This window comes from Candidatus Schmidhempelia bombi str. Bimp (assembly GCF_000471645.3).
GTDB lineage: Bacteria > Pseudomonadota > Gammaproteobacteria > Enterobacterales > Orbaceae > Utexia > Utexia bombi.
On record NZ_AWGA01000011.1, the window covers coordinates 52,123 to 75,781 of the forward strand.

Sequence of the window (23,659 nt, forward strand, 5' to 3'; positions counted from 1 at the left end):
TAATTGTCATTGATTCTATTTAAGTTAAAGAAGATTTTTAATAATTTTATCTATTTTAATACGTCTCAAATGCTTGATTAATTTATGTACTGGTTTTGGATAGAATTGACTTGCCTGTATTTGTTGATAATGTGTGATGACAAAAGTATGTTCGCGAATGGTAGATAATTCTTGTGTGAATTTTCCAGTCAGTTCATATTTCGGATCATGAATTAAAATGGCACTTTCTAAATCTAAATTCCAAGCGCGAGGATTAAGATTATTACCTGTAATCATTATCCAATCATTATCAACCCAAATACCTTTCAGATGGTAAGAGTTATTAGCATGTTTCCATAATCTAACGGTCAATAGTCCCTTATCTACATAGGTTTGTAAACGGGTAATAAATTTACGTAAATTAATTTCATAAAGATAAGGCAATCCGCCAATAAAGTTAAATGGTTCATCTTCTGGAATAAAGAAATCATTTGCGGTTTTATCACCAACAATAATTTCGACCTGTTTTCCTTTTTTTAGCAGACGAATAATATCTTTTATTAAAATATTGGGTAAATTAAAATAAGGTGTACATAGTACCACTTTGTTTTGTGTACTGTTAATCAAATGGTGAATAGTTTGATTAAGCAGATTACGTTTTCCTAAACCAATGATAGGCGTAACAGCAAGTTCATTATTTGTGGCAGAAGGTGCAAATTGATAAGTCGTTTGTGATAACTGCTGTCTAAGTAATTTTATATCGGGTTTTATTGCTTTTCGTGATGGTTGCTGTGGCTGATTTAAATTTTGAGTGGCATGGGAAGCGATAAGTTGCTCTTCTACCAGATTGACCATACTATCAGCAAGAGTAGCATTTTTGATGATATGGTAACGATCATAACGGTACTTATCTAATTGATGTAAATAGACATTGTTAATACTAGCCCCAGTATAAATGACACTATCATCAATAATACTACCTTTAAGGTGTAAAACACCTAACACTTCGCGTCGGTTAATAGGCACGCCATATATACCGATATCCAGATCGGGATATTGAGATTTCATATCAACATAAAAATTAGCATTAGTTTGAGCTTTACCCTCACCGATTCGACCTCGTTGTGCCCTATGCCAATCCACAATTACATTAACTTTAAGTGCAGGATTCGCTTTTTTAGCTTGATATAATGCCTTTAATATTTCTTGTCCAGCCTCATCACGCTCTAGATACAGACCGATTAAATAAATACGGTTTTTAGCTTGTCGAATCATATCTAGTAAGGTGGTACGGTATGCTTCTGCTGATAATAAGATTTGATAATCGTTAGCATGCAAAGCAATTTTAGGTAATTCATTAATAGGTTTGTAATGATCGAGTTTTAAAAACGGTATATGCATAAAATAATTAATGCTTGTTGTTAAATATGTTTATAGAATAACATATTTTATAGGTAAGAGTAATCTATTAACCTAAATCTAGACGAGTAATAACAGCATTATAAGCATGGCTTTATGTCAGATATAGAGTGTGAATTTTTTGTTATGATACATATCATGACAAATGATACAAGAAAATAGCATTAATAATGATGAACTAGTCAATTTTTTGCTAAATGATGGAATACGATAAAGAGTGCAAAGAGGAAATAACATGGAAATTAAATCTGCTATCGGGCAACAATCTCCGTTAATTGATGACGCTTTAAATTTACGTCAGCACGTTTTTATTAATGAACAGGGTTTTGACCCTTTGATTGAAGTTGATGAATATGATGATGTGGCTTTGCATATCGTCGCTTATATTGATAACCAGCCGGTAGGCGTTGCGCGGTTAATTTTTCAAGAGAATAATAAAGCAAAAATAGGGCGGGTTGCCGTGTTAAAGGCCTATCGTGCCTTAGGGGTTGGTAAACAGTTAATGGAGTATTTAATTAACTACGCTCAAAATCACCATTTATCTGAGCTATGTTTATCTTCACAACTGCATGCTAAGCATTTTTATGCAAAGTTGGGTTTTCAAGCTCAAGGTGACGTTTATTTAGAAGAAGAGGCTGAACATATATGGATGGTGTTACCTATTTCTTCATAGTTATAAGTACATCTATTGGATATATCTTCCGCAAGTCTTGTTCAACGGTATAAAAGAGATCAGTTTCCATCAGATATTGTTGTGCGTTGTATGGCTGAGACAGGGGCTACATTAGAATGGCTAGCTAATGGTGACGGTGAATTTTTACCAAGTGAGCCAAAGCAAAAAGAAACTGTTCTAACTGATGAAATAATAGAAAAGTTGGAGAGACTGGGGAGCCTAAAAGAAAAGGGCTTAATAACCGATCAAGAGTTTAATGAATTAAAAGCAAAGCTGATTTAAGAAAAATTAAAGAATAAGAGATAAAAATATGAAAAAATTATATAAAATAGTTCTATCGCTTATAATCTGCTTGTTATTTTCTTCAATGAGTTATGCCAGTCAAAACTGTTGATAAAAGGACGTGTGAAAATAGTGATTTTGTATCATTATTCCAAGATAACGATCTTCAGTTTGTTTATCGGTATACATTTAATGATAAGAAAAAGATGTATGTATCTTTTTACATTGACGATGTTTGTAATTAAAAATCCAAAATCAAAAAAGAAAAGGATTCTATCTGATGAATGAATAGAAAAGTTGGAGCGACTGGAAATCTTAAAAGAAAAGGGCTTAATAACCGATCGAGAGTTTAATGAATTAAAGGCGAAGTTGATTTATTCACTAATAATTAAAGGAAACAACATCATGAAAAAAACATTTAAACAAGTTTTATTGGTAGTAAGTTGTATGGTGATCCCATTTGGTAGTTATGCTAATACTAATCAAGATTTAGCAGCCAAAAATCTTGCCGAAGGTGCAAAAAGAAACCTATTAAGTATTTACGGAAAATTCCCAATAAAATTAGATAACGTATCACAACTTACCGATATAACATCAAGTAAACAAAATATCATTTATGACTACAATGTTACAATGGAAAGTGGTTTATTAACTTCTGAAATTCTTGCTGAGGCACTAAAAGAGAGTCAAAAAGATAGCGTTTGCTCAGTCCCTGTTTTTGTTCAAACATTTAAAGAAAATGATTTACGATTCTTATACCGTTATCAATTTTCAGATAAAAAGATCATTCCTGTTACTTTATCTATTGATGATATGTGTGATTAAAATAATTTTAAGAAGATTATTTTGATTAAAAGTTAAATATTGAATGTTATAAATTATAAATAATTAAGTGGGGTAAGGATGGAAGGAAAATTAATATTTGCATATATCAGCGCAAATAAAGAATTTTTAATTCATGTTGTCCATTATATTCGGCAAGATGATAAATATATTCAAGGCATAAATATAATAGATGGTAAAAGTGGGCAATTTAGAACGTATCGTAAGGATCGAATAATTGCTAAATTTAATACCGAAAGTGAAGCCAAATTATATTCACTTGCCGATAATCTAGATCATGCTATTAATGTTTGGGCAACAACTAATCCACGCTTACAAAGTTCATCAACCTCTTTTAATATATTTGATATTCACTTCACAGGCTTTAGACAAGCTGATAAAGAACGTTTAATCAAATTGGCAGAAGAAAAAGAATTAACTGTCCGCCAAAGCGTAACCTTAAACCTGCAATTACTCTGTGTTGGTTATAACGCAAGCATCAAAAAAATTGAAAAATCCCAAAAAATGGGAATCAACATCATGAATGAAAGCGACTTCTTAAACTTTTTAGAAACAGGTGAGATATTGTTAGGGGAGTGATTAAAGAAGTTTTGTCTAATAATCGGTGGAAAATTTAAATAACAGGCAAACTTAAAAGAAAAGGGTGCCATAACTGATCAAGTGTTTAATGTATTAAAGGCTAAATTGATTTGAGAAACAAGAATGGGAAATAAATTGAATGAAGGTTTATTCTGATTGTTTGAAAAATGATATAGATAAATTATCACCTCAAGAAATAGCTGAAAAAATTTATCTTATTTATAATTCTTATGTTTTTAGGGGGAAAGAAGATCTGCAATATGCCATTTATAAACTTATAAGTGATAAATTCAATATTCCCATAACCTCAATTCAGTTATGCGGTTCAGGTAAGACAGGCTATAGTTACTATAAGTCAGAACCATTTGACCCAATAGAGTCTGATCTGGATATAGCTATAATTAGTTCGAGTTTGTTTAATTTTTATCTGGAAAAATCTTTACTAGACTCAGAAGGACTACAAAATACTTATTTTAAAAAACGTAATAATAAAAAGTCATACATGTCTTATTTATCTAAGGGGTGGCTACGACCTGATTTTATGCCAGATATACCTTTGAAGACAGATTGGTTTACTTTTTTTGGCTCTATGTCGAATAATTATACCATGCACTTTGCAAAAATAAATGCAGGTATTTTTTTATCTGAAATGATGTTTAATTATCAACAGAAATCAATTGTTGATTTTTATAGAAAAACGAAACAGTTTACTTTGGATGCAGATTTAGCAATAAATAATTAGTGAATGAGGAAAATATGAATAGCCTTCAATATAAAGTTAGATCAGTTAGCCTGTTAAATTACATAAATGAAGTTATGGCGGATAGATATATTTTAGATGCATATTTTCAAAGAAATTTAGTTTGGCGAGATGTGCATAATAGAGATTTTATTGAAACAATTCTTTTAGGGTTTCCATTTCCCCAAATTTTCATATCTAAAGGGAAAATTGATGTTGAAAAAATGGCAACAATATCATGCATTGTAGATGGACAGCAAAGAACAAATGCCATTTTAAAATTCATTAGAAATGAATTCGCTGTGAAAAATAAATATTTTAATGAATTATCTCCGGACGAAAAAAATGATTTTTTTAAATATGAAATAGCATTGATAGAGTTAGACCTGGAAAATGATGATCCTAAAGTTAAGGACATTTTTCAACGGATTAATAGAACATCGAATTCATTAACAACTATAGAAAAATTAGCTTCAGAATATTCTACATCAGAGTTTCTATTAGTTGCCAGATTATTATGTAGTTCAATAGATATAAATAGAAAGTTGATTGACGATGAAGGAGGGGAATATTCTGATTTTAAAGAGGATCCGAATATACCTGAATCTTTTTATACTTGGGCAAATACAAAAAAAGTAAAAGCGTTTCAACGATTGATTAACAATAAAAAGATATATACAGCTATGGACATACAAAGAAAAGTTCATTTGATGCATGTGCTTAATTTAATGTCTACTTATCTATATTCATTTTTTAATCGTAATGAAAGAAGTTTTCTAGCATTAGAGGAGCTTAATGTTAACTTTGATAAAAAAGATGAACTTGTTAATAAATTTGAGGAAACAGCAAATATTATATTAAAAATAAAACTCGATAATTTTTGGTTTAGAAAAGCAAATATTTTTTCATTGATAATAGCATTAGCAACTACTAATCTTAACGGTATAGTTGTTGAAAAATTGGAAGAAAATTTAAATAATTTTGCTTTGAAGCCTAATGATGAATATAAATTGGCAGCAACTGAGGCTGTTAATAACAAAAAAGAAAGGTTGCTTAGGCATAATGAAATTATAAGATTGATCAATAATTCTAGGTAAATTATGTCTATTCGTAAGAATGGTAATAAATGGTTATTTGAAAAATACCTTGAAGGTGGTAGACGTATTCGTAAGACGTTTGCCACCAAAGGCGAAGCGTTAGCTTACGAAAATTATTTAGAAGAGCAAACTAACCAAAAGCCTTGGTTGGGTGAAAAGATAGATCGCAGACGTTTATCAGATTTGATTAATACTTGGTATTCATTACACGGGCAAACGCTTAAAGACGGTGAAAAACGCCTAAAAGCCATGTTATTTGCTGATGATTGTATAGGTCATCCACTTGCTACCGATTTCACGGCCAAACAGTTTACTAATTATCGTCAAAAGCGTATTGATGGTGAAATATTTAGAACAGATCGAATTAAAAATGTTGCCCCTCGAACCATGAACCTTGAGTTAACTTATTTTAAAGCAATGTTTAATGAGTTGATTAGGTTAGGGGAGTGGCAACATAACAATCCACTTGAACGAATACGTCCATTTAAAACCGATGAGCAAGAAATGGCTTATCTAACAAAAGAACAAATTAATGACTTACTCCTATCATGTGAGCAAAGTACGGCTAAAGACTTAGTTATTATCGTTAAAATCTGTTTAGCAACAGGAGCAAGGTGGAGCGAAGCCGAAAGCCTAAAAGGCACACAAGTTAAAGATGGGAAAATCACCTATATCAACACAAAAGGTAAACGCAATCGAACCATTCCAATTAGCGACAAACTCTTTAACGAAATTCCCAAAAAGAATGGTAACCTATTTACACCATGTTATTCAGCGTTCCGCTCAGCAATCGATCGTGCAGCAATAGAACTACCCGAACGACAATTAACCCACGTATTACGCCATACCTTCGCCAGCCATTTTATGATGAATGGTGGTAACATTTTAGTTTTACAAAAAATACTCGGCCACACAGATATCAAAATGACCATGCGATATGCACACTTTGCGCCTGATCACTTTGAAGATGCGGTAAGGTTGAATCCGTTGAACAATTAAAAGGAAAATTTTATTTTGTAATATCGGCTGGATGAAGAAGTATGAAGGACAAACACAAGATAAGACTAAGACATATTTACAATGGCATAGAGATAACGTATTTAAACGATAATTTAGTGGCGATAAAATGGCTGTTGACTATATCCTTATATAGCTAAATGTGTTTATATAGGTATTGTTAACCGTTTGATTTAATTATAAGTTATTGATTTTAAATGCTACTTTAAAGAATTGTATTTCGCCTATAACAAATAAGTGGTTGTATCATAGACCTGTCATCTATCATTGTTATCATCATCACAATGATAGATGGTTTTGGTCTTTAATTTAACTTAGATATATTGGATTGATTAAGTAAAGTCTTTTTTAGTGCTAATTTAATCTTGCTCTTTAATCCAAGCATTAATTAATTTATAAGATAAAGCTAGCACAACAGGCCCTATAAATAATCCCATAATGCCAAATGCTAATATTCCGCCAATGACACCACAGAGAATGAGTAAAAATGGTAAATCAGCCCCTTTTTTAATTAAAGCGGCACGCATAAAACTATCAATAGTCGTTAAAGCAATGGTAACAATAATTAAAAATGCACCTGACCACATATTCTCACAATAAAATTGCCAAATAATTGAGGGAACCATAATCAGTAGCGGCCCAATCTGAACGACACAGCAGAGAAACATTAATAATGTGAGTAAACTGGTATAGGGGACATTAGTTAAAGCTAAACTCATACCGCCAATTAAAGCCTGAGTTAATGCAGTAATAACGACACCTAAAGCAACAGCACGGATGGCTTGTCCCGCAAGTTTTATGGAATAGATCCCATGTTGTGGAGATACTCTTGCCGCAAAAACAAATAAATATTTTGTGACCTGTTCGCCGTAATAAAAGAGTAATCCACTGAAAATAATCATTACACCGAAATGGAAAATAAGAATACTAAAGTTGGCTAATTGGGTAATACCCCATGAAATGATAGTACCTATGTAAGGTTGTATTTCATTAATGATATCCAAACTCTCATCATTCACGATGGATATCCATTTTTGGTGCACTTGTTGACCAATAGCTGGGATAGAATTTAACCAGTTTAGCTCAGGTAAATGGTGTGGTGAAAGATTCTTAGTCCACTCAATTAAATAAGCACTGTTTTTAGTAATACTATAAATAATAATAGTAAATGGAATGACTAATACTAAGGCAAGTAATAACGTCATAATGATCACAGCAGGAAAACGGCCTAGAGAAAATTTTTGTTGTATTTTAAGCATTAGTGACCAAGTGGCAATAACGACCATGACTGCCCAGAAAATACCAAATAGAAAAGGCTCAATAATATTGAGTGTAACAATAATTAACATTCCGATAACTAGAATATTAAAAATTAATTTAAGGAGATCGTAGGTTTGTTTATCTTGTGACATAAATTTTAATAATATTAATTAGCGTCGATGAACGGAATTATAGCATATAAAAAAGTGATTATATTTATTGTAGTGATTTTATTATTTATTCATTGATGCTTTAAGACGCTATAATTACAATTTAGTAATAAAAAAGGTATAAATCATTAAAAATTAAACAAAAGCACACAATTTGTCATAGATTGATTTATATAAAATGGTTAGAATTAGTTTCTCTCAGAATGGAGATTTTATTCGAGGTTTATAATGAAAAAAATACTTGTTGTAGCATTATCTTGTTGTGTTTTAGCGGCATGTCATCATGCGCCTTCTACTACACCAGAGGTGAAAGAAGTGAATCAAATTGCACCATATCCAGAAGCAAAACCTGGTTTTACACGTTCAGTTATTTATTTACCAAAATTAGCTAATGAAGCTAACAGCAAAATTGAGCTCGTGATCGGTAAAGAATTAACAACGGATTGTAATGCTCGTAGTCTCAGTGGAAAAATAAAACAGCTGACCCTTGATGGTTGGGGATATGACTATTATGTAGTTGAAAGTAGTAATACGACTATTTCGACGCTAATGGCTTGTCCAGCAAGTACAGAAAAACCAAAATTTGTTGCTATCAATTCTGATTTAGGTTTAATTAACTATAATAGCCGTTTACCAATCGTGATATATGCACCAAGCGATATGCAAGTGAAATATCGAGTTTGGTCAACAACAAATGGTGAATTGAAAGCTGTAAATCAGTAAAAAGCGATTCACAATTAAAAGCTATGTAGAATGAATCTCATAGCTTTTATTATAACTCATCTCTTCAAAAATCTTCTTAATCTTAATATATCGATGATTAGATCATTTATAAATAGTGGTCGTATTACCCAAATAAGTACTGTAAATATATTAAACTCACAGTAAGTATGATGGGATTATTGTCTCTTAAAGAATTCTTTTTAATTAAGAGACAGTCAACTTCTATCAATTAATCTATCGCAATAATCGTATTGGTATTCGCACCCAGCATATTGTTTAGGTAGTTTAAATCAGTAATATTTAGCGTACCAATAGCAAATTTCAGTTTTAATAAACTGATCAAATAATTATATTTCGCATTAGATAATTGTTGTTTAGCATTATAAAGTGTCGTCGTTGCAGATAACACATCAACGATGGTACGTGTTCCAACTTTATAGCCTGATTCAGTCGCATCTAATGAAGTCTTTGCAGAGACAACGGTTTGTTGATAAGCTTTAATTGAACTAATTGCTGCCGAAATATCATTATAAGAAGAACGGACTAAATTAACTGTGCTACGATTTGCACTTTCTAATTTTTGGCTGTAATCCACGTAATTATATTGTGCCTGTTTTACTTGTGAATGTGTCGCACCACCAGCAAAGATAGGTAATTCCAAGTTTAACGAAATTGAATTGGAGCCATTAATTCTATCATTATTAGGCATACTAGCAGGATTAACATTGTCACCGTAATATTTATTGCGGTTTAAACCCGATGAAGCTTTAACGGATAATGTCGGCATATGACCTGACTCCGCTAAACGTATTTGCTCTTTGGCCATATCTTGCGCTAATTTTGCCGTTAATAAAGTTAAATTGGTCGACTCAGCTTGCTGTAATAATTTATCGATATGTGCTGGCTGTGTTGTTTTAAATGTACTGGTATCAATGGTGGCTAAATTGGCATAAAAACGCCCCGTCACCTGCCGTAAGTTTTCTAAGTTATTGTTTAACATATTATGCGCAGAAATTAACTGAGCAATAGTTTGATCGTAATTAGCTTTTACATTTTGCACATCGGTAATAGCGACTAATCCAACCCGATGTTTTTGTTGGGTTTGATCCAATTGGCGATAAAAAGCTTTTTTCTGAGCTTGTAAAAAACCTAAAGCATCTATTGATTTTAAAACTTCGAAATAAGCCGTAGCACTATTTAAAATAAGTTGCTGTTCTTGTGCTTGATAAGCAATATCTTGTATAGAGGCTTGCTTTTTGGTGATATCAAGCTGTTTCCAGGAAGCAAAATTAAATAACGTTTGTGATAAAACAACATTTAAATTGCCTGTTTTGGCATTTTGATCTTTACTTAATCTTTCACCATAATTAATACCGTATGAACCAGCTAGACCAAGTTGTGGTAAGAGACTTGCCCGTGAACCAGAAATTGCGGCATAAGCTTTGTCTCGTTGTGCTGCGGCACTAAATAGGTCAGGATTGTTTGATTTTGCTTGTTCATAAACCTCAATTAAATTTTCTGCGGCGGCATATTGGCAGAAACATAATCCGATAAGAAGGGGTAATAATTTTTTCATGAATCTTTCCTTTGATATTATCAAACTGTTACAATTCAATTAGCGAATTTTCCGATTTTATCAGATTATTGGCATATATACAGCTTGCTTTAAAACTATCAGCACTTTTTATTCAATTTTAATACTTTATTTAGGAAAAAATATGAAAATAAAAAATGAATTGCCAATCACATTCGCAAAGAAAGATGTTATCGATTTAACTAAAAAAACGGTCTACAAAGGTTTCTTCTCATTGCTTGAGTACCGTTTCCGATATCGTAAATTTGATGGTTCAATTAGCCAAGAAGTTTCACGTGAAATTCTTGAACGGGGGCAAGCGGTGGTATTGCTTGCTTATGACATTAAACGTGATGCGGTCGTGATGATTGAGCAACTACGTATTGCCGCTATAGAAACTGAACAATCACCATGGTTATTAGAATTAGTCGCCGGCATGGTTGATCACCAAGGTGAAAGTTTAGAACAGGTCGCGCGCCGTGAAGCGATGGAAGAGGCAGGCGTTACCATTGGACGTATTAAGCCTATTATGAGTTATTTAGCCAGCCCAGGCGGATTAACAGAAAAATTGCATGTTTTTGTCGGTGAAGTGGATGCAAGTAGTGCTAAAGGGATCCATGGTCTTGCTGAAGAGAATGAAGATATCAAAGTACATGTCATTAGCCGTGAACAAGCTTATTATTGGGTTGAAAATGGAATAATCAATAATGCAGCCTCGATCATTGCTATACAATGGTTACAATTGCATTATCAACAATTGCAACACGAATGGGATAATGGTTAACTATTCGCAGTTTGGAGTAATCTTATCTTTACTGTTTTAACAGCGACAAAATAGAATCATGAAAATTTAACTCGTTTGTCGCTAAATATACATCGTGACAACTTTCTTGTGAAATGTCATTGCATTATTAGTCTTTCCAAATAATATGGCACAGTTTCTGTGACTTATCGCGACTTAGCAAAACTCGTGCGAATACATTATTGATATGATCGCTATTATCCGCTAAACCAATAAGAACTTCGGCGTATAATTCTTGATTCGTTAGATCTATATCAGGTTGATGTTGTTGCCAAATTTCAAGATCGGGGGTATATAATTCAGCCGCGCCAATATCTTCAAACTGTAGATTAAATAATATAATATCAGCGCTATCAAGATTATCTGAAGCTAACTCTAAAAAAATATCATAAGCAGTATCAATGATTTCATCATCAGTTAATGTTGCCATCGTAGTTAAATCAAGGGTAGTCATAATGGATCCAGTATTTATAATAAAGGTGAAAAAAAGTAAAATAGCCGTTCGGCAATATGTTGCCAAAAAGGGCGTTGCAACCAGAAATCTTTATTGATTTCTACCGATTGCGTTAAATATTCATTTAATAGTTTTTTTATTTGTTGGCCAAAATGGTTATTATCAATCACGGTAGTAATTTCAAAATTAAGCCATAAACTTCTCATATCAAGATTCACAGTACCAATCAAAGTCAGTTGCTCATCAATCAGTACACTTTTAGTGTGTAATAGATTATGTTGAAATTCAAAAATCTTGACCCCAGCTTCTAAAAGTTCCGTAAAAAAAGCTCGGCTAGCCCATTTTACCATCAGTGAATCATTATGTTGCGGCACAATGATCACGACCTCCACGCCGCGTAAGGCGGCAGTGCATAGCGCTTGTAATATCATATCACTGGGTACAAAGTAGGGGGTAGTAATAATAATTTGTTGTTGAGCTGCGTATATGGCGGTCAATAATACTTGATGTATCATATCATCGGTATAGCCAGGACCCGATGCAATAACTTGCAAAATATGATCTTTTTCTTGAGGTAAGGTAGAAAAGTCGGGAATGTTAGGTAATGCTATGCGTTTTCCCGTTTCTAGTTGCCAGTCGCTGGCAAAAATAATATCCATGAGGGTAGTGATTGGTCCATTCATTCGAATCATTACATCTATCCATATGCCAACATCTTTATCTTGCTTAAAATAGCGAGGATCAACGATATTCATACTGCCAGTATAAGAAATATGATTATCAATCATGATCATTTTTCTATGTTGTCTTAAATCTAAACGTCGAAAAATAAATCGTAAAAGATGGACTTTTAGTACTTCAATAATTTCAATATTAGCGGCCTTCATCGCTAAACAGTGAGGACTATGGAAAAAACGCCGGCTACCCGCAGAATCAAGCATGATGCGACATTGCACACCGCGATTCGCTGCGCGAATGAGTGCTAAAGCTAATTGATCAGCTTTACCCCCTTCATTCCAAATATAAAATACCATTTCGATATTAGATGTCGCGGCGTCTACATCCGCGATAAGGCGATCAAATACTTGCTCGGCAGAAGTTAATAATTCAATTTGATTGCCGCAAAAACCATCGAGCGTCGTTTGACTCTTGCATAAATTAAAAATGGGCTTAGCAACTTGGCTTACATGGTGGGTAAAAATTTTTGAATAATTTCGAAGCTGTTGTATAAACTGTTTGATATCTAAGCGTAAAGATTGAGCACGATGAGTTCGCATTTTTCCTAGATGAACTTCGCCGATCAGAAGATATAAAATGGTTCCAAGAATAGGGACAATATAGATGATAAGTAACCACGACACGACATAAGTCGCTGGTCGACGTCGAGTAACAATACGTAAAGTCGTGCTAACGACCATCAACCAATAAAGAAAAAAGATTAACGAACTAAGTAATGTATACAATGAACCGAGCGATATATTCATTATAAGTAACAATCATCTGTTTTACATTGAGCAATTTCATCAGCATTAAGATTTTGATATTGTGCAGGTAATGGCTTTGGGGTGAAATGCTTATCAACGGCAACATATGTAAACACGGCTTGGGTTATGCAGTACTTTTCGCCGATATTAGAGTAATCGGTCACTTTTTTGACCCAGACTTCAATTTCAATAGTTAATGATGTTCTACCTGTTTTTAAACAACGCGCATAACAACAAACAACATCACCAACCATGGCTGGTTTTAAGAATGTAATACTACTGACATTAACGGTGACAACGCGCCCTTTGGCGATCTCTTTGGCTAAGATAGCGCCACCTAAATCCATTTGCGACATAATCCAGCCACCAAAAATATGACCATAAGCATTCGTATCTGCTGGCATGGCTAAGGTTCTTAATACCAGTTCACCGCTTGGTTGCTGTTTTTCTATCTTTTTCATATGAGATCCTTATGACTCTAATTTTTCTACCTTATTGATATTTTTATACATATAAATACCTGATATAACACTAATCGCTAAGGTTAAACTAGGTAAAATAAATACTTTAAATGTTACCCAAAATTGTTCTGACATAAAATAAGTAATATAAAGATTAGCCATCGCACAGGCTAAAAAGAAGATAGCCCAAACAATATTGAGTCTATGCCATACTAAATTATCGAGTTCAACACTTTTAGCTAATATATTTTGTAAAAGTGGCTTTTTAAATACCAGTTGACTAGTGAATAATACGACAGAAAAAAGGAGATAAATAATGGTGACTTTCCACTTAATAAAAGCGGCGTTATGGAAATAGAGCGTCATGGCACCAAAAATGATAATCATCAAATAAGTAAATAAAGCCATTTTTTCTATTTTTTTATATATCATCCAATTAATGATAAATGCAACAGTTGATGTCATCATTAATGCGCTGATACCTACATAAATATCATACATCTTAAATAAAATAAAAAAGATAATTAAAGGAATAAATTCAAGGAGTTGTTTCATAAATATCCAATCCTAATTGAGCTAACTAAACCTAATCTTAGTGTTTCGTATCATATTGCCTTATTAATACCAAAGACGGCCACTATTTTTTCGTATGTAAGTTCAAATTATTTTTACAATCCCCGCCAGAACAATGGCCATAAAGATATAAACTATGATTGGTTAGATTTATGCCGTGTTTTTCAGCAATTTCTCTTTGCCGCTGCTCAATGATTTCATCTCGGAATTCAAACACCTCTCCACAGTCTAAACAAATTAAATGATCATGATGTTTTTGATGAGAAAGTTCAAAAACGGCTTTGCCACCTTCAAAGTTATGTCGAGTAACAATACCAGCATCATCGAATTGATTAAGTACACGATAAACTGTCGCTAATCCGATCTCCTCCCCCATCTCTAATAACTTTTTGTAGAGATCTTCAGCAGTGATGTGTTGATATTTAGGATCTTGCAATAACTCTAAGATTCTTAATCTAGGTAAAGTGATTTTTAATCCCGCTTTTTTTAGGGCTAAGTTATTGTCAGTCATAAATATTCTCTATTTTCAAATGGTAAATTTAGCCCATTATAAGATTATTATGATAAAAAATAAATCGATTATTATGATGGAAAAAATCAATATTAGAATAAGCTTGAATGCGATAAAAAGGGAAATTTGCTATAAATTAAGCTGAATTAAATTATATGTTACGATAATACATAAAGTAAAATCGTAACATTATAAAAGATGGGCTAAAGATTAAAGCCCCATCTCACCAGAAACTTGTTCAACCCAAAGTTTAACTCGCTCATTAGTTAGTTCAGGTTGACGATCTTCATCAATGGCTAAACCCACAAAATGGTTATCATCTACTAAGCTTTTTGACGCTTCAAATTGGTAACCTTCGGTAGACCAGTGCCCAACTATATTTGCATCTTTTGCTAATAATAGATCACGTAAAGTACCCATTGCATCACAAAAGTATTCGCTATAATCTTCTTGATCTCCACAACCAAAAATAGCCACCATTTTATTAGAAAAATCAATATTTTCTAATGAAGGATAAAAATCTTCCCAATCGCACTGAGATTCGCCATAGTACCAAGTTGGAATACCAAAAAATAGATATTGATACTGTTGTATATCTTGTTCTGTACTTTTTGCAATATCGTGGACTTGAGCTACGTCATTACCTAAATGCTGATGAATGAGTTTTGCTACATTTTCCGTATTCCCAGTGTCGCTGCCAAAAAAAATGCCGATTTTAGCCATCATTATGCGTCCTATTTTAATTACTTATTAAAAATAAAGTTAAGTATAACATTGCTTTTTATTATGCTTCAATAATTCTCATTTATCTGCTACACAATTAGTAAATATTCAATTAAACTGAGATGGTCTTTCACACAAAAGATGTGTACTTTACCGACTTAAAAAACAATGAAAAATGGACCTTTAAATTATGAATTTGCACGAATATCAATCTAAACAATTATTTAAACAGTATGGATTACCTGTTCCTGCAGGGTATGTTTGCCATTCTATTGATGAAGTTAATGAAACAATTAAACGTATCGCGTCTTGCTCTAGCTCCTCGAATTGGGTAGCAAAGTGTCAGGTTCATGCCGGTGGTCGTGGCAAAGCAGGTGGCGTCATTTGTACTAATAATAACCAACAGATCGTGGATTTTGCAGAGAAATGGTTAGGGCAATATCTAGTTACTTATCAAACAAACAGGTCTGGTCAACGTGTTAATCAAATTTTGATTGAACAAGCTTATGAAATAAAAAAAGAGTTGTATATTGGTGCTGTCGTCGATAGAGCCTCACAACGCGTGGTGATTATGGCTTCAACCGAAGGGGGAATGGATATTGAAACAGTTGCCAATAAAACACCTGAACGAATTTATAAGGTGGCGCTTGATCCATTAACCGGTCCAAGTGCATATCAAGGTCGTGAACTTGCATTTAAATTAGGTTTATCAGGAAAACAGATCAATACTTTTACCCAGCTATTTCTTGGATTTGCAAAGTTATTTTTAGATAAAGATATCGCCTTAGCGGAAATCAATCCACTAGTGATCACTACCGATAATAAGTTAGTCTGTTTAGATGCGAAAATAGTACTCGATGATAATGCACTTTTTAGACACCCTGATTTAGTGGCTTTACGTGATCCAACACAGGAAGATAAACTTGAATCATTAGCCGCTGACCAAGGTCTTAGTTATGTATCACTTGATGGTAATATCGGTTGTATGGTAAATGGCGCTGGATTGGCTATGGCAACCATGGACATGATTAAATTATATGGTGCTGAACCCGCTAACTTTTTGGATGTTGGTGGTGGAACCACTAAACAGCGAGTAACGGAAGCATTTAAATTGATCATTTCCCATAATAAAGTTAAAGCGATATTAGTTAATATCTTTGGTGGTATTGTAAGATGTGATTTAATTGCTGAAGGTATTATCGCTGCGGTTAAAGAAATCGGTCTAACTATTCCTGTTGTAGTTCGTTTGGAAGGAAATAACGCCGAGCTTGCGCGACAAATATTGTCTGACAGTCAATTGCAAATTATCACTGCGACAAGTTTAGATGATGCCGCACAAAAAATAGCTAAAGCGGCTAATTAGTATAATAAGTAAGGAAAGATAATCATGGCCATTTTGATAGATAAAAATACTAAAGTCATTTGTCAAGGTTTTACTGGCAGCCAAGGTACCTTCCATTCAGAACAAGCGCTTGCTTATGGAACTAAATTGGTAGGTGGTGTGACACCAGGTAAGGGCGGGACAACCCATCTAGGGCTACCTGTTTTTAATACCGTTAAAGAAGCCATTGACGCAACGGGTGCTACCGCAACGGTCATTTACGTTCCCGCTGCTTTTGGTAAAGATGCTATTTTAGAAGCGATTGATGCGGGAATTCAATTAATTATATGTATAACTGAAGGAATTCCAACGCTTGATATGTTAATCGTTAAGGAAAAATTATCATTAACCGATACAATTATGATTGGACCTAATTGTCCCGGTATTATCGTACCTGAACAATGTAAAATAGGTATTATGCCTGGTAATATTCATCTAGCGGGGAAAGTCGGTATCGTTTCTCGATCTGGGACGTTAACCTATGAAGCCGTGAAACAAACAACGGATGCTGGTTTAGGGCAATCAACATGCATTGGTATTGGCGGTGATGCGATTACAGGATCCGATTTTATCACTATGTTACAACTGTTTGAACATGATCCCGATACCGAAGCGATTGTCATGATTGGCGAAATTGGCGGAAATGCCGAAGAGCAAGCGGCAAATTATATCAAACAATTTGTGACGAAACCTGTTATTGGTTACATTGCCGGAGTTACCGCTCCGACCGGCAAAAGAATGGGCCATGCAGGTGCTATTATTGCTGGTGGTAAAGGAACGGCAGATGAAAAACGTAAAGTGTTAGAGGCCGCGGGTGTTATTGTTGTTTCCAGTTTAAGCAATATTGGTGATATGGTTAGAAAACAACTTGGCTATTAATCATTTGAATTTTTGACAAACTTTACAAAATTGTAATTCTGTACAATACTATTGTTAATTTTTTTAGTAATTAAACTATATTTTTTAAATAATAAAACGAATTAATTTACCTTGCAAAATAACTGATTCTAGCCTTTTGAAGGGAAATTAATAGCGTGAATTTGATTCCTAGAATAGGAATGGGGAGTTAAAATGTTGGATGTCATTGAATTGTCGAGGTTACAATTTGCTCTAACAGCTATGTATCATTTTATCTTTGTCCCATTAACGCTGGGTTTAGCGTTTTTGTTAGCAATTATGGAAACGGTATACGTTGTTAGTGGTAAACAAATTTATAAAGATATGGTTAAATTCTGGAGCAAGTTATTTGCGGTTAATTTTGCTCTAGGTATTGCTACCGGTCTTACAATGGAGTTTCAGTTTGGTACAAATTGGTCATATTATTCCCATTATGTGGGGGACATTTTTGGTGCGCCACTTGCTATCGAAGCATTAATGGCGTTCTTCCTTGAATCCACTTTCGTGGGGATGTTCTTTTTTGGATGGGATAGGCTCAGCAAAGGCAAACACTTAATGGTAACTTGGTTAGTTGCTTTCGGTTCTAACTTATCGGCTTTATGGATCTTAGTTGCCAATGGTTGGATGCAATTTCCGATCGGATCTGAGTTTAATTATATAACCATGCGTATGGAAATGACCAACTTTTTCGATCTGATTTTAAATTCAGTCGCCCAATATAAGTTTGTGCATACCGTAACCGCAGGTTATGTGACTGGTTCAATATTTGTACTTGGTATTAGTTCTTATTATTTATTAAAAGGACGAGATATCGAATTTGCTAAACGATCTTTTGCTGTTGCATCGGTCTTTGGCTTATGCTCTTGTATTACCTTAATTTTTATGGGAGATGAGGCCGGTCACGAAATGACAACCGTGCAACCTGTAAAATTAGCGGCGATTGAAGCTGAATGGGAAACCCATCCTGCGCCAGCGCCATTTGTGGCAGTCAGTATTCCAGATCAAAAAGAGATGCGTAATAAATATGCTGTGGAAATTCCTTATCTTATGGGAATTATTACCACGCGTTCATTAGATACACAGGTGATGGGTATCAAGGATATTATGAAATTAAATGAGCGCCGTATACGTAGTGGTATGATTGCTTATGAAAATCTGGAAAAAATCAAAAAAGGCGATACAGATCCAAACGTTGTCCAACTATTTGAAAAACATAAAAGTGATCTAGGTTATGGTTTATTACTTGATCGTTTTGTTCGTCAAGATAATTTATCTATTGAACAAGCGCAAGAGTCCCATATCCAATCCGCAGTAAACGACTCTATTCCTGAAGTCTTTCCTCTATATTGGTCTTTCCGTATTATGGTCGGTTTAGGATTCTTAATGTTGATCGGTATAACGGCCGCAGTATGGGCGACATTCAAAGAGAAAATAATAAAATTACGTTGGTTACAAGGTCTATTATTAATCAGTATTCCATTCCCTTGGATTGCTTGCGAATGTGGATGGTTTGTCGCTGAATATGGTCGTCAACCATGGGCAATTCAGGATATTTTGCCAACTGGCGTTGCTAATTCTTCATTAACGACTGGCGATATATTGTTCTCCATGATTTTGATCTGTGGATTATATACACTATTTTTAATCGCTGAACTGTTCTTGATGTTTAAATTTGCCCGTCTGGGGCCGAGCAGCCTAAGAACGGGTCGTTATCATTTTGAACAAAATCGAGCAACAAATTAATAAGGCAAAAAGGAGTATATACAATGTTTGATTATGAAGTTTTACGCTTTATATGGTGGGTATTGATTAGTGTCTTATTAATTGGTTTTACAATTACTGATGGTTTTGATATGGGGGTAGGTATTCTATCTCCATTTATTGGTAAAACTGACAATGAACACCGCATAATGATTAATACTGTTGCACCGCATTGGGATGGAAACCAAGTATGGTTAATTACGGCAGGTGGGGCATTATTTGCAGCATGGCCTAGAGTCTATTCTGCTGCTTTTTCAGGATTCTACATCGCCATGATTTTGGTACTTTGTGCTTTGTTTTTTAGACCATTAGCATTTGATTATCGTTCAAAATTAGAAGGAAAATGGCGTACAATGTGGGATTGGGGACTATTTGTTGGTAGTTTTGTGCCTGCTTTAGTCTTTGGTGTCGCGTTTGGTAATTTACTGCAAGGTGTTCCTCTACATGTTGACCATTTATCAAGAGTTAGCTATCAAGGTAATTTCTTTGGGTTACTTAATCCATTTGCTCTGTTAACAGGTATTGTCAGCCTAACTCTAATTATTAGTCAAGGTGGGGCATGGCTGCAAATGAAAACCAGAGATGAATTATATTTCCGAGCACGTAAAGCAACACAAATCTCCGCATTCATCATGATGATCGCCTTTATTATCGCAGGAGTATGGGTGATTTTTGGTCTGGATGGTTATGCAATTAAAGGAACCATTGATCATTTTGGACCCTCTATTTCATTCAATAAAACGGTTGAAGTAGGTACGTCTTGGTTAACAAATTTCCATCAAATGCCAATTTTATGGGGCATTCCGTTACTAGGTACTGTTTTCCCACTATTTACCATCTTATTCTCAGCAAAAGATAAAAGTGGTTTAGTTTTTTTAAGTTCTTCACTAACTATCGTTTGTGTACTATTAACATTTGCAGTAACAACCTTTCCGTTTATTATGCCTTCAAGTATTATGCCTGATGCAAGCCTCACTATTTGGGATGCAACAGCAAGCTATAATACGTTAACGGTGATGACTTGGGTGGCGATGATTTTCGTTCCAATTGTACTCTCTTACACGATTTGGTGTTATGTGAAAATGTTTGGTCGCTTAGACAAAAGCTATATTGAAGATAACAAACATTCAGTATACTAATTAATTGAAGAGGAAGAGTTGTTATGTGGTATTTACTTTGGTTTGTTGGTGTATTATTAGCTTGTAGTCTAGCGGTTTTAACTGGACTTTGGATTGATAAAAAAAGCGATGATAAGCCATCACAATAATATTTTAAACTAACATAATATAAATACGCACTTAGTTTAGTGCGTATTTTTTTAATTAAATAAAGATTAATTTAATAGGTCATTTAACCTTTTTACTAGCGTAGATAACGTAAATAGCGTATTTTGGAATGGTCATTAGCTTGTTTTATATCCATTTATTTGGTTTGGAACAATTTATCATCGAATTCTTGATATTTTTCTTAACGAATCTAACTTTGTTAAGTTAAAATAAAATTATTGAAAAATAGTTGGATAATAGTGTGAAAGAGTTTAATTGGCAGGTAAGAGTATACTATGAAGATACCGATGCTGGAGGCGTCGTATATCACGCTCGTTATTTAGCTTTTTATGAACGGGCAAGAACAGAAATGTTAAGGCAAATAGGAATATCACAAGATCAATTATTAAAGCAAAATATTGCTTTTGTGGTTAAACATATGGATATTAATTATATTTCTGCTGCAAGATTGGACGACTTGCTTACCGTTAAGTGTGAAATCGTATCAGTAAAAAAAGCTTCTATAATGTTTAAGCAGACTTTAATTAATCAAGATAATAAAATGGTTGGGCAGGCAAATGTATTAATTGCTTGCGTCAATATGTTGAAAATGAAGCCGATAGCGCTTCCAGAAATGATAACTATGGAGTTTATGTAAGTGGAAATAAATATTATTGATCTGTTTTTAAAAGCTGGGGTATTAGTTCAAGCTGTTATGGTGATATTATTGATTTTTTCCATCATTTCTTGGGCAATTATTATTCAAAAAACATGTTTGCTAAAACAAACGGAAAAGCAAATTACTGCGTTTGATGAAAAATTCTGGGGGGCTGAAGAGCTAGGCCAATTATATGAAGAGTGTGCTCAAAATAAAGATACGATTTCAGGTACTGAACAAATCTTCTATTCTGGATTTAACGAATTTACACGGCTATATAAAATTAACACAGATATGCCTGATGCTGCACTTGAAGGTGCTACTAGAGCAATGCGTTTAGCTTCTAATCGCGAGTTAGATGCGATTGAAACGCATATCCCTTTTTTAGGTACAGTAGGATCGATAAGCCCTTATATCGGATTATTTGGAACCGTATGGGGAATTATGCATGCTTTTATTGCATTAGGATCGGCAAAACAAGCAACTTTACAAATGGTTGCTCCAGGTATTGCTGAAGCGCTAATTACTACCGCCATCGGTCTGTTTGCTGCTATTCCTGCGGTGATGGCTTATAGCCGTTTAAATGTTAAGTTAGGTCGAATTGATCAGAATTATCAAAACTTCATTGATGAATTTACCGCAATTCTTCAACGTCAAGCTATGACTGTAAGGAAATGATTTTATGAGCCGTCGCAATCAACGTTACTCAACTAAAGCAGAGATTAATATTGTTCCCTTATTGGATGTATTATTGGTGTTAGTATTGATCTTTATGGCAACGGCACCGATTATTAGCCAAAGTGTTGAAGTTGATCTGCCTGAAACTGCCCAATCTAAATCTGTATCCGTTTCTGAGCATAAACCGATCATTGTTGAAGTCTCCAATATTGGGGTATATACGTTGGTGATAGAACAACATCGTCAAACTGATTTACCACAAGAATTAATGGTTGAAGAAATAAAAGAACAATTAATGAAAAATGAAAATGCGATATTTCTCGTTGGTGGGGCAAAAACGGTGCCTTATGAAGAAATTATTAAAGCATTAAATCTATTACAAAGTGCGGGTGTAAAATCTGTAGGATTAATGACACAACCAATATAGCCTCCTATTGTGCTTAGAAGCAGTAAGGGGCTTCATCTATTTTATAGATGTTTTTGGGATTTCATCGTAATTAGATTATAGCATTTCATCCATAACGGGATGATATATCGGTTTCAATTTAAATCAACGTGACTAGAGTATATGTCAATTAAAAATAATTTAAACTTAAGATTATCGGTCATTCTTTCACTCATTTTGCATATCATTCTTTTGGTTGTTATCTGTGCGAGCGCAGTTACTAATATGATATTAAATTCAGGTGATAATGGTAATACTGTCGATGCAATAATGGTTGATCCAAAAGTGATTTCTGAGCAATATCTTAGACAGCAATCACAACAAAAAGCAATTCAAGAGCTTGAAACTCAACGAGAACAGCAAGCACAACAACGTGATCGTGAATTACGCCAAAAACAAGCTGAAGAACAACAACGCCTAAAAGAGCTTGAACGAGAAAGGTTAGCATCTTTAAAAACAAAACAGAAAGAAACCGAAGCGGCAAAACAGGCAGAACAAGCTAAATTACGAGCCGAACAAGAAGCAGCGAAAACAAAAGCGCGTTTAGAAGAAGAAAAAAATCAAGCGCTATTAGCCAAACAAAAAGCGATTGAAGAAGCTGAAAAAGCAAAGCTTGAGGCGAAACAACTCCAAGAAAAAGCCGAGAAAGCGGCAAAATTAGAAGCAGAGAAGCAAAAACAACGTGAAGAAGCGGCAAAATTAGAAGCAGAGAAGCAAAAACAGCGTGAAGAAGCAGCTAAAATAGAAGCAGAAAAACAGAAACAGCGCGAAGAAGCTGAACGTTTGAAAGCAGAACAAGAAAAGCAAAAACAGTTAGCTGAGAAGAAAAAACAAGAAGAGCAATTAAAAGAGCAACAGAGCCTTGATGATATTCTTGGTGATCTGACGTCATCCAAACCAAAAATACAAAAAGGTGCCTCAAGTGAGGAAATTGATAAATTTAAGACCTTGGTACATAATGCCATAGCCAGTAAATTTATTAATTCTAAAACTTATCGTGGTAAAAACTGTATAATAAAAATTATGATTGCACGTGATGGCTTAATACTTGATGTCTCAACAGGTAAAGGTGATCCTGTATTGTGTCGCGAAGCCATGGCAGTAACCAAAAAAGCCACGATGCCAAAACCGTCTAGTGATGCACTTTATCAGCAAGTTAAAAACGTTACTATCGACTTCAGACCAAAATAATTATTAGTGTTGATAATAAAA

At 34.1% G+C, this 23,659-nt stretch carries 26 protein-coding genes and 2 pseudogenes; 19 read left to right on the forward strand and 9 right to left on the reverse strand.

Annotated elements, in window-relative coordinates:
- Nucleotides 1–24: 24 nt before the first annotated feature.
- The gene (gene pssA / locus O970_RS00960) at nucleotides 25–1,380 is read right to left on the reverse strand and encodes a CDP-diacylglycerol--serine O-phosphatidyltransferase (RefSeq protein WP_024495322.1); all 1,356 of its coding nucleotides are present in this window, start codon (nucleotides 1,378–1,380) and stop codon (nucleotides 25–27) included.
- Nucleotides 1,381–1,633: 253 nt separating this feature from the next.
- Between pssA and O970_RS00965 the strand changes: the two genes are divergently transcribed.
- The 8 genes and pseudogenes from O970_RS00965 to O970_RS00995 all read left to right on the forward strand — a co-directional run bounded on the left by O970_RS00965 (nucleotide 1,634) and on the right by O970_RS00995 (nucleotide 6,610).
- The gene (locus O970_RS00965; protein WP_024495323.1) at nucleotides 1,634–2,071 is read left to right on the forward strand and encodes a GNAT family N-acetyltransferase; all 438 of its coding nucleotides are present in this window, start codon (nucleotides 1,634–1,636) and stop codon (nucleotides 2,069–2,071) included.
- A gap of 15 nt (nucleotides 2,072–2,086) precedes the next feature.
- A pseudogene (locus tag O970_RS10240) lies at nucleotides 2,087–2,209 on the forward strand (helix-turn-helix domain-containing protein); the annotation flags it as partial.
- Between the two features lie 69 nt (nucleotides 2,210–2,278).
- Nucleotides 2,279–2,353, forward strand: a pseudogene (locus tag O970_RS10245) (SHOCT domain-containing protein); the annotation flags it as partial.
- A gap of 405 nt (nucleotides 2,354–2,758) precedes the next feature.
- A complete protein-coding gene (locus tag O970_RS00975; RefSeq protein ID WP_024495325.1) occupies nucleotides 2,759–3,178 on the forward strand; it encodes a hypothetical protein in 420 nt (139 codons plus the stop codon).
- A 78-nt stretch (nucleotides 3,179–3,256) separates the two neighbouring features.
- Nucleotides 3,257–3,775 (forward strand): BRCT domain-containing protein, encoded by a 519-nt coding sequence (locus O970_RS00980; protein ID WP_024495326.1) that lies wholly within the window; start codon nucleotides 3,257–3,259, stop codon nucleotides 3,773–3,775.
- A gap of 139 nt (nucleotides 3,776–3,914) precedes the next feature.
- Nucleotides 3,915–4,517 carry a hypothetical protein gene (locus O970_RS00985; RefSeq protein WP_024495327.1) on the forward strand — a complete coding sequence of 201 codons (603 nt, stop codon included), beginning with the start codon at nucleotides 3,915–3,917 and terminating at the stop codon, nucleotides 4,515–4,517.
- A 14-nt stretch (nucleotides 4,518–4,531) separates the two neighbouring features.
- The gene (locus O970_RS00990) at nucleotides 4,532–5,611 is read left to right on the forward strand and encodes a DUF262 domain-containing protein (protein ID WP_024495328.1); all 1,080 of its coding nucleotides are present in this window, start codon (nucleotides 4,532–4,534) and stop codon (nucleotides 5,609–5,611) included.
- 3 nt (nucleotides 5,612–5,614) lie between these two features.
- Entirely contained in the window at nucleotides 5,615–6,610 is a 996-nt protein-coding gene (locus O970_RS00995) for a phage integrase (RefSeq protein WP_024495329.1), read from the forward strand.
- Nucleotides 6,611–6,987: 377 nt separating this feature from the next.
- On the opposite strand, the gene ydiK is transcribed toward O970_RS00995, so the two are convergent.
- Nucleotides 6,988–8,040 (reverse strand): AI-2E family transporter YdiK, encoded by a 1,053-nt coding sequence (ydiK, locus tag O970_RS01000; protein ID WP_024495330.1) that lies wholly within the window; start codon nucleotides 8,038–8,040, stop codon nucleotides 6,988–6,990.
- Between the two features lie 246 nt (nucleotides 8,041–8,286).
- On the opposite strand from ydiK, the gene eco reads away from it, so the two are divergent.
- The gene (eco, locus tag O970_RS01005; RefSeq protein WP_024495331.1) at nucleotides 8,287–8,781 is read left to right on the forward strand and encodes a serine protease inhibitor ecotin; all 495 of its coding nucleotides are present in this window, start codon (nucleotides 8,287–8,289) and stop codon (nucleotides 8,779–8,781) included.
- A gap of 229 nt (nucleotides 8,782–9,010) precedes the next feature.
- Here eco and tolC read toward each other — a convergent pair whose 3' ends face one another.
- Nucleotides 9,011–10,357, reverse strand: a complete 1,347-nt coding sequence (tolC, locus tag O970_RS01010; RefSeq protein ID WP_024495332.1) for an outer membrane channel protein TolC — start codon at nucleotides 10,355–10,357, stop codon at nucleotides 9,011–9,013.
- Between the two features lie 142 nt (nucleotides 10,358–10,499).
- On the opposite strand from tolC, the gene nudF reads away from it, so the two are divergent.
- On the forward strand, nucleotides 10,500–11,138 hold the full coding sequence (gene nudF / locus O970_RS01015) for an ADP-ribose diphosphatase (protein ID WP_024495333.1): 639 nt from the start codon (nucleotides 10,500–10,502) through the stop codon (nucleotides 11,136–11,138).
- A 127-nt stretch (nucleotides 11,139–11,265) separates the two neighbouring features.
- On the opposite strand, the gene O970_RS01020 is transcribed toward nudF, so the two are convergent.
- The 6 genes from O970_RS01020 to fldA form a co-directional block, all read right to left on the reverse strand.
- The gene (locus tag O970_RS01020) at nucleotides 11,266–11,586 is read right to left on the reverse strand and encodes an HI1450 family dsDNA-mimic protein (protein WP_036562181.1); all 321 of its coding nucleotides are present in this window, start codon (nucleotides 11,584–11,586) and stop codon (nucleotides 11,266–11,268) included.
- 38 nt (nucleotides 11,587–11,624) lie between these two features.
- Entirely contained in the window at nucleotides 11,625–13,094 is a 1,470-nt protein-coding gene (gene cls, locus O970_RS01025) for a cardiolipin synthase (RefSeq protein WP_036562142.1), read from the reverse strand.
- Entirely contained in the window at nucleotides 13,094–13,555 is a 462-nt protein-coding gene (gene yciA / locus O970_RS01030; RefSeq protein WP_051318568.1) for an acyl-CoA thioester hydrolase YciA, read from the reverse strand. Before yciA ends, cls begins: the two co-directional genes overlap by 1 nt.
- Nucleotides 13,556–13,564: 9 nt before the next feature.
- The gene (locus O970_RS01035; RefSeq protein WP_024495337.1) at nucleotides 13,565–14,110 is read right to left on the reverse strand and encodes a septation protein A; all 546 of its coding nucleotides are present in this window, start codon (nucleotides 14,108–14,110) and stop codon (nucleotides 13,565–13,567) included.
- Between the two features lie 82 nt (nucleotides 14,111–14,192).
- A complete protein-coding gene (fur, locus tag O970_RS01040) occupies nucleotides 14,193–14,639 on the reverse strand; it encodes a ferric iron uptake transcriptional regulator (protein WP_024495338.1) in 447 nt (148 codons plus the stop codon).
- 210 nt (nucleotides 14,640–14,849) lie between these two features.
- Complete coding sequence (gene fldA, locus O970_RS01045; RefSeq protein WP_036562186.1) at nucleotides 14,850–15,362, reverse strand: flavodoxin FldA; 513 nt, start codon at nucleotides 15,360–15,362, stop codon at nucleotides 14,850–14,852.
- 190 nt (nucleotides 15,363–15,552) lie between these two features.
- Between fldA and sucC the strand changes: the two genes are divergently transcribed.
- The 9 genes from sucC to tolA all read left to right on the forward strand — a co-directional run bounded on the left by sucC (nucleotide 15,553) and on the right by tolA (nucleotide 23,638).
- On the forward strand, nucleotides 15,553–16,725 hold the full coding sequence (gene sucC / locus O970_RS01050; protein ID WP_036562144.1) for an ADP-forming succinate--CoA ligase subunit beta: 1,173 nt from the start codon (nucleotides 15,553–15,555) through the stop codon (nucleotides 16,723–16,725).
- A gap of 24 nt (nucleotides 16,726–16,749) precedes the next feature.
- Nucleotides 16,750–17,622: a succinate--CoA ligase subunit alpha gene (gene sucD, locus O970_RS01055; RefSeq protein ID WP_024495339.1), complete on the forward strand. Its 873-nt coding sequence runs from the start codon at nucleotides 16,750–16,752 to the stop codon at nucleotides 17,620–17,622.
- 192 nt (nucleotides 17,623–17,814) lie between these two features.
- Complete coding sequence (locus O970_RS01060; protein WP_024495340.1) at nucleotides 17,815–19,383, forward strand: cytochrome ubiquinol oxidase subunit I; 1,569 nt, start codon at nucleotides 17,815–17,817, stop codon at nucleotides 19,381–19,383.
- A 23-nt stretch (nucleotides 19,384–19,406) separates the two neighbouring features.
- Nucleotides 19,407–20,540 carry a cytochrome d ubiquinol oxidase subunit II gene (gene cydB / locus O970_RS01065; RefSeq protein WP_024495341.1) on the forward strand — a complete coding sequence of 378 codons (1,134 nt, stop codon included), beginning with the start codon at nucleotides 19,407–19,409 and terminating at the stop codon, nucleotides 20,538–20,540.
- Nucleotides 20,541–20,563: 23 nt separating this feature from the next.
- Complete coding sequence (gene cydX, locus O970_RS01070) at nucleotides 20,564–20,668, forward strand: cytochrome bd-I oxidase subunit CydX (protein WP_081685223.1); 105 nt, start codon at nucleotides 20,564–20,566, stop codon at nucleotides 20,666–20,668.
- Between the two features lie 248 nt (nucleotides 20,669–20,916).
- Complete coding sequence (gene ybgC / locus O970_RS01075; RefSeq protein WP_036562147.1) at nucleotides 20,917–21,324, forward strand: tol-pal system-associated acyl-CoA thioesterase; 408 nt, start codon at nucleotides 20,917–20,919, stop codon at nucleotides 21,322–21,324.
- Entirely contained in the window at nucleotides 21,325–22,002 is a 678-nt protein-coding gene (gene tolQ, locus O970_RS01080; RefSeq protein WP_202976332.1) for a protein TolQ, read from the forward strand. It abuts the gene before it with no gap.
- Between the two features lie 4 nt (nucleotides 22,003–22,006).
- Complete coding sequence (tolR, locus tag O970_RS01085; RefSeq protein WP_024495344.1) at nucleotides 22,007–22,429, forward strand: colicin uptake protein TolR; 423 nt, start codon at nucleotides 22,007–22,009, stop codon at nucleotides 22,427–22,429.
- A 141-nt stretch (nucleotides 22,430–22,570) separates the two neighbouring features.
- Nucleotides 22,571–23,638, forward strand: coding sequence for a cell envelope integrity protein TolA (gene tolA, locus O970_RS01090; RefSeq protein WP_024495345.1), 1,068 nt, complete (start codon nucleotides 22,571–22,573; stop codon nucleotides 23,636–23,638).
- Nucleotides 23,639–23,659: the final 21 nt, after the last annotated feature.